10 protein-coding genes and 1 pseudogene are annotated in these 11541 nt (G+C 67.9%); 10 read left to right on the forward strand and 1 reads right to left on the reverse strand.

Features of this window, described 5'->3' with window-relative positions; genetic code table 11:
* Together NN2_RS34660 and NN2_RS34665 are read left to right on the forward strand one after the other, a co-directional pair.
* Window positions 1-1171 (forward strand): annotated as a pseudogene (locus NN2_RS34660) (hypothetical protein); the annotation flags it as partial.
* Entirely contained in the window at window positions 1168-2952 is a 1785-nt protein-coding gene (locus NN2_RS34665; protein WP_227462943.1) for a P-loop NTPase family protein, read from the forward strand. The pseudogene NN2_RS34660 and the gene NN2_RS34665, both read left to right, overlap by 4 nt.
* Window positions 2953-3014: 62 nt before the next feature.
* Here NN2_RS34665 and NN2_RS34670 read toward each other — a convergent pair whose 3' ends face one another.
* On the reverse strand, window positions 3015-5063 hold the full coding sequence (locus tag NN2_RS34670) for a glycoside hydrolase family 15 protein (protein ID WP_063019396.1): 2049 nt from the start codon (window positions 5061-5063) through the stop codon (window positions 3015-3017).
* A gap of 111 nt (window positions 5064-5174) precedes the next feature.
* Here NN2_RS34670 and NN2_RS35870 point away from each other — a divergent pair, with 111 nt between their 5' ends.
* From NN2_RS35870 to NN2_RS34705, 8 genes are all read left to right on the forward strand, one after another.
* The gene (locus NN2_RS35870; RefSeq protein WP_104364523.1) at window positions 5175-5489 is read left to right on the forward strand and encodes a hypothetical protein; all 315 of its coding nucleotides are present in this window, start codon (window positions 5175-5177) and stop codon (window positions 5487-5489) included.
* A 114-nt stretch (window positions 5490-5603) separates the two neighbouring features.
* The gene (locus NN2_RS34680) at window positions 5604-5861 is read left to right on the forward strand and encodes a hypothetical protein (RefSeq protein ID WP_051755080.1); all 258 of its coding nucleotides are present in this window, start codon (window positions 5604-5606) and stop codon (window positions 5859-5861) included.
* Between the two features lie 237 nt (window positions 5862-6098).
* On the forward strand, window positions 6099-6191 hold the full coding sequence (locus NN2_RS39145; protein WP_310400397.1) for an Ms4533A family Cys-rich leader peptide: 93 nt from the start codon (window positions 6099-6101) through the stop codon (window positions 6189-6191).
* A gap of 187 nt (window positions 6192-6378) precedes the next feature.
* Window positions 6379-7437, forward strand: a complete 1059-nt coding sequence (locus NN2_RS34685) for a sulfate ABC transporter substrate-binding protein (RefSeq protein ID WP_063019398.1) — start codon at window positions 6379-6381, stop codon at window positions 7435-7437.
* A gap of 174 nt (window positions 7438-7611) precedes the next feature.
* Complete coding sequence (gene cysT / locus NN2_RS34690) at window positions 7612-8379, forward strand: sulfate ABC transporter permease subunit CysT (protein ID WP_036522837.1); 768 nt, start codon at window positions 7612-7614, stop codon at window positions 8377-8379.
* On the forward strand, window positions 8376-9185 hold the full coding sequence (gene cysW / locus NN2_RS34695; RefSeq protein WP_063019400.1) for a sulfate ABC transporter permease subunit CysW: 810 nt from the start codon (window positions 8376-8378) through the stop codon (window positions 9183-9185). The genes cysT and cysW overlap by 4 nt, the downstream gene beginning before the upstream one ends.
* Complete coding sequence (locus tag NN2_RS34700) at window positions 9182-10177, forward strand: sulfate/molybdate ABC transporter ATP-binding protein (protein WP_030512833.1); 996 nt, start codon at window positions 9182-9184, stop codon at window positions 10175-10177. The genes cysW and NN2_RS34700 overlap by 4 nt, the downstream gene beginning before the upstream one ends.
* Before the next feature lie 376 nt (window positions 10178-10553).
* On the forward strand, window positions 10554-11541 hold a 988-nt coding region (locus NN2_RS34705), incomplete at its 3' end, for an Hsp70 family protein (protein ID WP_156511561.1).

Below are 11541 nucleotides of genomic sequence, written 5' to 3' on the forward strand. Positions count from 1 at the left end.
CGGGCCGATCGCCACCTCGGCCGCCCCCGGCTCGACGCCGTTCGCTACCGCTCAAGCGTCCGCGCCGGTGACGAATGTCGCGGCGCCGCAACCGGTTTCGACCGCACCGGTCGTGGCCGCGCCGGCGCCGGTCGCACCCGCGCCGGCGCCCGCGCTCGTCCAACCGGTCTCGGCGACGCCACTGCAGACCACGATTCAGCCCGAGGCCGCTACCCACCCGATCGCGAACGTGATCACCACGCATGCGGGACCGTCCCCGCTGACCGCGCCCGCGGTGGCCGTTCCGGCGCTGTTCGACGATCGGCCCCGCCATGCCGGTACGGACACCGGACTGCCGGGCGGTGCCGACGATCCGTCGGAATCGGGCGCCGGGCGGACCACCACCCACGCGCCGACCACCACATCGCACGGCACCACCACGACCCACGACGCCGATGCGACGAAGACGCCGACCGCGCCGAGCACCTCGCACGCGCCGGGGACCACGCCCGGCGGCGAGCACACCACCACCCGTCCGGGTACCTCGACCGATCACGATTCCGTCGACCGGCCCACGCCGACCGTGACGGTGCCTCGCGACACCGATTCCGGCCATCCCACCCGCACTCCCGGTACGACGCCGTCGGATACCGACAGCGACTCCGGGCCGTCGACCTCCGCCGGCGCGGACGCGTCGACGCCGGGCCATACCGCGACGCATACACCGGGCACCTCCTCGGGGGCGGACACCTCCGCCACCGGCAACGCCGACGATCCGACCGTGCCGTCACGCGGTTCCCAGGTGCCGACCCACGATCCGGATTCCGTACCGACGCAGCAGGTTCCTACCCAGCAGGTACCGACCCAGCATGCGACGCCGCCGAGCCACGACCAGACCGTCCCGACACACGAACCGACCGTGCCGACCGCGCAGCACACCGCACCCGTGGAGCCGCCGACCGTGATCAAACCGCCGACCACCATCGATCCCGTGCCGAATGCGCACGTTCCGGTGAAACCTGTTGCGGCTGTAAACGATTCGTACGACACCTCGCTGTGGGCCGATCCCGGCCACGGCCTGACGAGTGTGTCCGCCGCCGGACTGTCCGGCGGTCTGCACGAAACCACCTTTGCCGAGATGCACCATCCGGTGGACCACCCTGTCGTCGATTTCCACGTGCTTCCGCTGTGACGGCGGTGGAGTCGCCGGGTGCCAAACACCCCGACGAGATGGCCCCGCTGCTCGCGCAGCTCGACGAATTGCTCGACCTGACCCGCGCCGCGGGCCGGGCCGATCTCACCGCACGACTGGGGATGTCGCGGGCTCGGGTGGCCGATCCGCGCGTGCGGCTGGTGGTCGTCGGCGAACCCAAGAACGGGATGAGCACGCTGGTCAACGGTCTGGTCGGCAGCGCGGTGAGCGCGACCGGCAGTCCGGTCAGCGTTCCGGTGATCGCCGAATACGGTCCGGAGGCGACCGCCACGCTGGTGCGCTCGCTGCCCGGCGGCCGCACCGAACGCCAGCCCGTCGACCCGCTGAACCCCGGTCCGGCGCTGAGCGCGGCCGGCGTGATCCGAGCCGAATTCACCGACCCGAGCCCGCTGCTGGCCGAGGGATTCGTGGTGATGGACGCGCCCGGCGCACCCGCCGACGCGCCGACTACCTGGTCGCTGATCGCCGCCGCCGACGCCGTGCTCTACGTCAGCGACGCGGCCGCGGAATACACCCCCGAGCAGATCGCCCTGCTGCAGCGCATCCGGCAGGTGTGCCCGACGGTCGTCTGTGTGCTGAACAAGATCGATCGCTACAGCCACTGGAGCCGGGTGCAGCAGCGCAATCGCGAGCTGCTCGACGCCGCCGGCCTGGGTTTCGCGGTGGCCCCGATCTCCGCCGATCTGCATCTGCGTGCCGGTGACGATCACCGCCGCGATATCGAATCCGGTGTGCCGCAACTGATCGACCATCTGCGCGGATACGTCCTCGCCCGCGCCGACGCCGTCGCCCGGGAAGCGGCGCTGCGCGACATCCGCACCATCACCGATCATCTGGGGCTGGCCCTGCGCAGTGAGGCCGAAACCCTGCGCGATCCGCAGCGCTACACCGCGATCACCGATCAACTGCGCACCGCGCGCGCCGAGGCCGACGATCTGCGCCACCGCAGCGCCAACTGGCAGGTCACCCTCGCCGACGGCTGTTCGGAACTGATGGCCGATATCGAACACGATCTGCGGCACCGGCTGCGCGTACTGGTCCGCCACGCCGAATCGGAGATCGCCAAGCGCGATCCGGCTCGCAGCTGGGACGAATTCGGCGCCGATCTGGATTCCCGGATCTGCGAGGCGGTCGAGGAGAACTTCGTCGTCGCCCACTATCGGGCGGTGGAACTGGCTGAGCAGGTCACCGCGAAGTTCCCCGCCGACTCGCGCGATGTGCCGCTGCCCGATCTGCGGCTCGAGGATCCGGGCGACGTCCTCGAACCGGTGTCGTCGCTGGAGCCGCTGGATACCGCGAAGGTGGGTTTCACCTCGTCGCTGCTGAACGTGATGCGCGGCTCCTACGGTGGTCTGCTGATGGTCGGGTTGCTCACCAGTTTGCTGAAAATGCCGCTGGTGAACTGGTATTCGGGTGCGGCGGCCGCCCTGCTGGGTATCAACGCCCTGTGGGAGGACCGCAAGCTGCGCCGTGAGCGCCGCCAGTCCGAGGCCAAGGTGGCGGTGGCTCGCCTGATGGACGATGTGATCTTCCAGGTCGGCAAGGAGTCACGGCATCGGCTGCGGGCCATGCAGCGCATGTTGCGCGACCACTTCACCGATCTGGCCGATCAGACGCTGCGATCGGTGGACGAATCGCTGCGCGCGGCCGAGGAGGCGGCGGCGATCAACTCGCCGGAGAGTCGTGAACGGCGTCTCACCGAAATCGAGCGATCGATGGTGCGGTTGCGGGAGATCCGCGAAAACGCCGATGTGCCTTAGCGTTCGTGCTGTGCGCATTCGTGGCGGGTGGTCCGGGGCATATCGGACCACCCGCTGCTTCGTCAGCCCGCGGGATGAGCCGGATGGAATTCACCGGCCCCGGTGGAGTGTTCGGCCCGGATCACATGCATCACCGCGTTGATCAATGCCAGGTGGGTGAACGCCTGCGGGAAGTTACCGAGATGCCGTCCGGTGTAGGGGTCGATCTCCTCGGCGTAGAGCTTGAGCGGGCTGGCGTATCCGAGCAGCCGTTCCAGCAGATGCCGCGCCCGGCGCACCTCGCCGATCTCCACCAGCGCCGATACCAGCCAGAACGAGCAGATGGTGAATGTGCCCTCCGCACCGGACAATCCGTCGTCGGTGGTGTCGGTGCGGTAGCGCAGCACCAGACCGTGCTGGGTCAGATCGGAGGCGATGGCCAGGACCGTGGCGCGCACCCGCGGATCGGTCGGCGGCAGGAAGCGCAGGAGTACGACCAGCAGCAGTGAGGCGTCGAGGCTGTCACCACCGTAGGTCTGGGTGAAGACGCCCTTGTCGTTCACCCCGTGGGCGAGTACATCGGCGCGGATCTCTTCGGCCAGCGCGGCCCACTTCTCGGCGTAGTCGGTCTCGCCGTGCAATTCGGCGAGTTTCGCGCCGCGGTCCAGCGCGACCCAGCACATCACCTTGGACGAAGTGAAATGCTGCGGTTCGCCGCGCACCTCCCAGATGCCGCGGTCGGGTTTGCGCCAGTTCTCGATCGCCGCCTCGACCTGCCGCTTCAACATCGGCCACAACGTTTCCGGGACTTGCTGGCGTGATTTCACGTGCAGATAAACCGAATCCAGAATGGTGCCCCAGATGTCGTGCTGCTGTTGCTGGAACGCGCCGTTGCCGATGCGGACCGGCTTGGCGCCGTCGTAACCGTGCAGGTGCGGGATCTCGGACTCGTCCAGATCGCGTTCCCCGCCGATGCCGTACATCACCTGAAGCGGTTGTGCCTCACCGTCTTTCGCGGTCGCGACATCGTGCAGGAAGGCGAAGAAGTCGTCGGCCTCCCGGTTGAGGCCCAGCGTGTAGAGGCCCCACAGGGCGAAGGTGGAGTCGCGCACCCAGCTGTAGCGGTAGTCCCAGTTGCGTTCGCCGCCCGGCGTTTCCGGCAGCGAGGTGGTGGCTGCCGCCATCAGGGCGCCGGTCGGGGAGTAGATCAGACCCTTGAGCGTGAGCGCGCTGCGCTGCAGATAGCCGCGCCACGGATGATCCGGGAACTTGCCCAGAGTGATCCACTGCCGCCAGCATTCGGTGGTCTGCCACATCTTCTGCGCCGCTTCGGCGAAGGTGCGCGGGGCCGGCAGCGGCGACCAGGACAGGGCCACGAACAATTCGTCGCCCTCGCGCATGCGGGTGCGGGCACGGGCCTCGCGCCCCTCCAGCCCCAGCCGCATATCCGTGGTGAGAACCAGTTCGCCGCAGGGCAATTCGTCGTGGGCGCAGGTCGCGGTGGCGGTGGCGCGTTCGTAGACCTCGCCGGTGTATTCCCAATTCACGGGCGCCCGGTGATAGTCGAAGGCCGGTTCGCAGCTCATCTCCAGTTCGACCACGCCGCTGACGCATTTCACCGTGCGCAGCAGGATGTGCTCGGCGTCCCAGTCCTCCGGGGTGCGGCGGTAGGTCCGGCTGCGCCGGTCGGTGTTGTGCCAGGGGCCCAGGACCAGCGCATCGCGGACGATGATCCAGCCGGTGTCGGTCTGCCAGGTCGTCTCCACGATCATGCCCCCGGGCAGATAGCGCCGCGCCGCGGGCACGTTCACGCCGTAGGGGCCGAGCCGGAAGTGGCCGGCGCTGCGGTCCAGCATGGCGCCGAACACACTGGGTGAATCCGGCCGCGGCAGGCACATCCACTCGACCGCACCGTTGCGCGCGATGAGGCAGCAGGTCTCGCAATCGGAGAGGAAGGCGTAGTCGTCGATCGGCGGATACGACGACTTGTGCACGACGCCCGCCGAAATGGGCAGGTAGTTCGCCGAGATCTCGGCGTCGGAGACATCGGCCAGGGCATCGCGCGGCGGCGACATGTCGTCGAGCGTCTCGATGAGGGGTTGTTCGGTGATCGGTTCGTCGTAGGACGCCATACAGCCATCATGGTGGATTCCGGTCCCGTTCGCCGGGACTGTCGGCACCTCGCGACAGCCGGTCGGCATGCCCTGCGGCCGGCGCACCCGTGACCTACTAGGCTGGTGGTTGTGCATCATGTCGCGGGCTGGTGGGACGGCTTCGAGTTGTGGGTGGCCGGATTACCGTTCATCCCGCAGTTCGTCGTGGTTCTGGTCGGGGCGGTGCCGGTCAGTTTCCTGATCGCCTACCTGCTCGATCGTGGATTGCGGATCGTGCTGCGGCTGCTCGGCCGCGACCGCTCGGCCGTCGCCGAGACCGACATCGTCGCCGGCGACGCGGCCGCCGAGATCGCGCCCGATGCGGCGACCATCGCACCGCCCGAACCGGCGCTGGCCGGCGCCTCGATGCATGTTCCGGGTCCGATGCCGAAGGAAGCGATCTGATGCCACGCTCACGGGTCCAGTTGGCGCTGATCGCACTGCTCGTGCTGATCGTCGTCGCCTGGTTGCTGACGCGATAATCCCCCGCTGTCGGAGGTTGCAGGTACTGTGCAGCCCATGCCAACCGATGAGGAATTCGTCGACCTCGAGCAGCTTCTGGAAATCGAGGACGGCCCCCGACTGATCGCGACCCACTACACCACCGCCGACGAGGCGATCGAGATGGTGCGCGCCGCGCAAATGCTCGGCCTGGGCGTGCGGCTGCAGAACCGGCTGCGCGCCGACGAGCCCGACGAGGACGGTGAGGACACCGCCGTCGAGGAGTGGGTGCTCGACCTCTACGAAAGCCCGCCCGAGTCCGCCGACGAGGAGTAGACCGGCCACCGATCGGCTGGTGCCGGAACGCACGCACCGGGGTCCGGGCGACTGTGGTCTTCACCACGGTTCGCCCGGGCCCCGGTGGTCGTTGCGGTGTCGGCGCGGTGGCGGTCGGGAATCCGAAATATGAATACTTCCCGCCGGTCATGGGCGGTTTTCTCGAATATCGGGATCTTCGGCGGATTCCGCTTCGACCGATTCGCGCGGTTCTGGGTGCTCTGTTAGAGTCTGCCCGTGTCATCGAGCGTTGTTCCGCAGGTCCGCCATGAGTTGGCGTTGATCGCGGTCGGCTGTCTCGTCGTCGCGGACATTCACTGTCGTCGATAGCTGATCGGACACGCTGCGCCCCTTCCACGGGACCGGCGCACATCTTTCCGCAGCGTCTCCGCCTCTCGCGGCTCAGCCGCACGCGCCTGTCTCCGGTATTCACCGGGCAGATCTACCGCTCAATCACAGTTACTTCCGACCCGGCAGCAGTGTGCGCCGGGGGCGGGCGGCAGGAAAGGTCAGTTCCATGTCTCGCAGATCGTCCAGCAGATCCTGGTTCTCGGTGCGCCGAGGACGCATCGCCGTCGCGCTCACCGCGCTGGCGGCCGTGGGACTGACCGCCGCCTGCAGTGGTGGCTCGAGCGACACCGTCGGCGGCGACGCCCACAGTGGTGGCGGGCAGTTGACGCTGTTCGCCTACTCGGTCGCCAAGCCGGGCTACGACAAGGTGATCGGCGAATTCAACAAGACCGAGGCCGGCAAGGGCGCGCAGATCCAGCAGTCCTACGGCGCCTCCGGCGACCAGTCCCGCAAGGTCAAGGACGGAGCCCAGGCCGACGTCGTCAGCTTCTCGGTCGAACCCGACATCACCCGGCTGGTGGATGCCGGGCTGGTCGACTCGACCTGGAATGCCGACGCCAACAAGGGGGTGCCGTTCGGTTCGGTCGTCGTGATCGCCGTCCGCAAGGGCAACCCGAAGGGCATCCACGACTGGAACGATCTGCTGAAGCCCGGCGTCGAGGTGGTGACGCCGAATCCGTTCAGCTCCGGCTCGGCCAAGTGGAACCTGCTGGCGCCCTACGCCGCGGAGAGCGACGGCGGCAAGAATCCGCAGGCGGGCCTGGACTACCTGGGCAAGCTGATCTCCAAGGAGCACATCAAGGTGCAGCCGAAGTCGGGCCGGGAGGCGACCGAGACCTTCCTGCAGGGCACCGGGGATGTACTGCTCAGCTACGAGAACGAGGCGATCTTCTCCGAACGCAGCGGGGATCCGATCGAGCACGTCATCCCGCCGACCACCTTCAAGATCGAGAACCCGGTGGCGGTGACGAAGAACGCCAAGAATCCCACCACCGCTGTGGCGTTCAAGGACTTCCTGTACTCGCAGGCCGGCCAGAAGGCATGGGCGGAGGCCGGTTTCCGTCCGGTCGATCCGCAGGTCGCCGCGCAGTACACCAAGGATTTCCCGGCGCCGCAGAAGCTGTGGACGATCGCCGATCTGGGTGGGTGGAAGCAGGTCGACAAGGATCTGTTCACCCCCGACACCGGCAGCGTCGCGGTGCTCTACGACAAAGCCACCAAGTAAGCCGGTGGCTCGGAGCGCACGGAATACTGGGCAACTGTGACTGACACCCGTACGAAGGCCGACACCGGCGGGAGTACCGACGCCGGGACCACCACCGGTCCCGGCGTCGTCCGGCAGCGGTCCGCCGGACCGGCCTGGCGGTCGCGCCTCACCGGATCGGCCGGCTCGCTCGGTCTGGCGATCACGGTGCTGTGGCTGAGCATCATCGTCTTGCTGCCGCTGGCCGCATTGACGGTCCATTCCTTCGACGACGGGTGGTCCGGCTTCTGGGATGCGGTCACCGCGCCCGCGGCACTGGACGCGTTGCGGGTGACGGTTCTCGTATCGGTGGTCGTCGCCGTGATCAACGTCGTCATGGGCACCGTGGTGGCGTGGGTGCTGGTGCGCGACGATTTCCCGGGCAAGAGCTTCGTCAACGCCCTGATCGATCTGCCGTTCGCGCTTCCGACGATCGTGGCGAGCATCGTGCTGCTGTCGCTGTACGGGCCGCAGAGCCCGGTCGGTATCCACCTCAACGCCACCCAGCCGGGACTCGTGGTGGCGCTGGCATTCGTGACGCTGCCGTTCGTCGTGCGCTCGGTGCAGCCGGTGCTGATCGAAGCGGATAAAGAGGTCGAGCAGGCAGCGGCCTCACTGGGCGCGAACAATCTGACCATCTTCCGGCGCGTGGTGCTGCCGTCGCTCGCGCCGGCCATCATCTCCGGCGGTGGCCTCGCCTTCGCGCGCGCCATCGGCGAATACGGGTCGGTGGTCCTGATCGGCGGCAACATTCCGCGCCGCACTCAGGTCGCGTCGCAGTACATCCAGCAGCAGATCGAGGTGGACCGTCCGGTGAACGCGGCGGCGGTGTCGGTGGCGCTGCTGGCGATTTCCTTCGCCACCCTGCTGATCCTGCGCATCTTCTCCGAACGCACCGCCCGCAAGGAACAGGCGAGCCGATGAAACTGTCCGCCCCGTCCCGGATTTCGCTGCGCGTGATCGCGCTCGCGTATCTGATCGTGTTGTTGGTGGCCCCGCTGGTGATCATTCTCTGGCGCAGCTTCGAGCATGGGATCGGCGCGTTCCTCGATTCCATCACCACCCCCGCCGCGATCTCGGCGTTCAATCTGTCGCTGTTGATCGTCGTGATCGTGGTGCCGCTCAATGTGGTCTTCGGAGTCATCACCGCCATCGCCCTGGTGCGCGGAAACTTCCGGGGGCGCACCCTGATTCAGGGCGTGGTAGACCTGCCGTTCGCGGTCTCGCCGGTGGTGGTCGGCGTATCGCTGATCATGCTGTGGGGTGTCGGGGGCTGGTTCGGCGGCCTCGACAGCTTCGGCTTCCGGGTGATCTTCGGCCTGCCGGGCATGGTGATCGCCACGCTCTTCGTCACGCTGCCCTTCGTGGTCAGCGAGGTCGTCCCGGTCCTGCACGAGATCGGCGACGATCAGGAGCAGGCCGCGGCGACCCTGGGCGCCAGCCGGTGGCAGACCTTCTGGCGTATCACCCTGCCGGCCATCCGGTGGGGCCTGACCTACGGCATCGTGCTCACCGTCGCCCGCGCCCTCGGCGAATTCGGCGCCGTGATCATGGTGTCGTCCGGACTGCCCGGCATTTCTCAGACCCTGACGCTGCTGGTGCACGGTCGTTATATCAACGACCACAACACCTTCGGCGCCTACTGCGCGGCGACCCTGCTCATGGCCATGGCGCTCGTCACCCTCGTCCTGATGACCCTTCTCGAACGCAAGCGGGGCACTGCCAAATGATTACCGTCACCGACGCGAACAAGCGTTATGGTTCGTTCGCCGCCCTCGACAACGTCAGCCTGGACATCCCCTCCGGTGAGCTGACCGCGCTGCTGGGGCCCTCCGGTTCCGGGAAATCGACGCTGCTGCGTTCGATCGCCGGCTTGGAATCCTTGGATTCGGGCATCGTGACCATCGCCGACCGCGACGTCACCCGGGTCTCGCCGCAGAAGCGCGATATCGGCTTCGTCTTCCAGCACTACGCGGCGTTCAAACATATGACCGTGCGCGACAACGTGGCGTTCGGGCTGAAGATCCGCAAACGGCCGAAGAACGAAATCCGCAAGCGCGTCGACGAACTGCTCGGCATCGTGGGCCTGGACGGTTTCCAGCATCGTTACCCGGCGCAACTGTCGGGTGGGCAGCGGCAGCGCATGGCGCTGGCCCGGGCGCTGGCCGTCGACCCGCAGGTGCTGTTGCTCGACGAACCCTTCGGCGCCCTCGACGCCAAGGTGCGTCACGACCTGCGCACGTGGTTGCGTCGCCTGCACGAGGAAGTGCACGTGACCACCGTGCTGGTCACCCACGATCAGGAGGAGGCGCTCGACGTCGCCGACCGGATCGCGGTGATGAATGCCGGTCGCATCGAACAGGTCGGAACGCCCGAAGACGTATACGACCGTCCCGCCAACGAATTCGTCATGTCCTTCCTCGGTGCGGTGGCCAAGTTGAACGGACATCTGGTGCGCCCGCACGATATTCGCATCGGCCGCGATCCCGGTATGGCCCTGGCCGAACACGAGGGCACCGCGGAGTCGGCGGGGGTCACCCGCGCGACCGTCGAGCGCGTCGTCCGACTGGGTTTCGAGGTTCGCCTCGAATTGCGCAATGCGGCCACTGGTGACCTGTTCACCGCGCAGGTCACTCGCGGTGACGCGGAGGCTTTGCGGTTGGCGGAGGGTGAGACCGTCTTCGCCCGCGCCACCCGCATCCCGGAACTGCCGGCGGCCTGATCTTCCCTGCCGGCAGGCTGATCTTCCCTGCCGGCGGAGCCGGGCGCTCGTGCGGCGTTGCGGGAGTGGGTGTTTCGCCGGATGCGCCACCGTTGCAGGATCGCCGGTATACGGTGTCCGAGGATATTCGGACGATTGCTGGCAAACCCGTACCGGTCGGTCGGTGTCGCGAAATGTCCACTGCGCGTATGAATTGCCTGATTTGTTACCGCAGGTGAAGGGGTATATCTGCGGTATCGGCGGCGTCGTCGCGGAGTGCGGCGGTTGAGCGGACAACCGATTGTCCGGTGCTTGGCAAGTTCTCAGCACAGTGGTTGCCTGATGCCGGATCGAGACATGTCAGCGAACGTACGCTCGTCGATCGAGGGGAATTGTGATGACGGTTGGGCTCGGAGTGAGTATCGGCACGGTCAACACGGTGTGCGCCATCGATACTGCTGAGAGCGGGAAGAACGCGCGTGGCCGCGGGCGCAGCGCGGCCGGCGAATCCGGTGAGCGTGCGGCGACCGGCCGGCGCAAGCGGGCCTCGGGCCCGAAATCCGCGCTGCCGCAGCAGCGCACCGCGCCGGGAACCTGGCGCACGACACTCACTTTCGACAGCAGCGGCACCGCGCGGGTCGGCCGGATTCCGCGCCACGGCCGCGCCGTGACCGACTTCGCCGATCTGACCGAGCCTGGCCGGACCGCGCGCGTACGTCATCGGTCGCTGTCCGCGGCCGATCTGGTGGCGACCGTCGCGCGCACCGTGGTCGCGGACGTGTCCGCCCACGTGGTGGCCACCGCCGAGGGCCGCAATCCGGAAACCGCTGTCGCGGTGACACATCCGGTGAGTTACGGCGAGGAGCGGGTGCTCGAACTGCGCGAGGCCCTGGATTCGATCGGACTGTCCCATGCCGCCCTGGTGGCCGAACCGGTGGCGGCCGCGGCGTGGCTGTCGGTGGCGCACGGTCCGCTGCTGCCGGGCCTGGCGCTGGTCTACGACCTCGGCGGATCGGGGCTGACCGTCACCCTGGTGCGCATCGGCCCCGGTACTCCGGACCTGCCGGTGTTCGGGGAACCGTTGCGCTCCACCGCCTTCGGTGGCCGCGCCTTCGGTGCGAAGATGGCCGCGCAGGACAACTGGCGCGCCGGTGCTTCCTCGGCCGCCGACTCCGACGCCGCGATCACGGCTTTGCGCACCGCGCACATCCGCGAGTCGCTCGATGTGGTGTACGAATGCCTCGGCCGAGCCCGCGTCACGATGGCCGATGTCGACTGTGTGCTCATCGTCGGCGGCGCCGCCCGTCCGCCCGAAGTCGCCGCGGTCCTGGCCGCGGCGCTGGCGCGGCCGGTGATCGTCGCCCCGGATCCGGAGCGCACGATCG

This window comes from Nocardia nova NBRC 15556, assembly GCF_001613005.1.
In the GTDB taxonomy this organism is placed as follows: domain Bacteria; phylum Actinomycetota; class Actinomycetes; order Mycobacteriales; family Mycobacteriaceae; genus Nocardia; species Nocardia nova.

Bases quoted from the DNA above. Each gene is read 5' to 3' on its own strand.
- NN2_RS34670 (WP_063019396.1), bottom strand. From the start codon at position 5,063: ATGGCGTCCTACGACGAACCGATCACCGAACAACCCCTCATCGAGACG.
- NN2_RS34680 (WP_051755080.1), top strand. From the start codon at position 5,604: ATGCCAACCGATGAGGAATTCGTCGACCTCGAGCAGCTTCTGGAAATC.
- NN2_RS34685 (WP_063019398.1), top strand. From the start codon at position 6,379: ATGTCTCGCAGATCGTCCAGCAGATCCTGGTTCTCGGTGCGCCGAGGA.
- cysW (WP_063019400.1), top strand. From the start codon at position 8,376: ATGAAACTGTCCGCCCCGTCCCGGATTTCGCTGCGCGTGATCGCGCTC.
- NN2_RS34700 (WP_030512833.1), top strand. From the start codon at position 9,182: ATGATTACCGTCACCGACGCGAACAAGCGTTATGGTTCGTTCGCCGCC.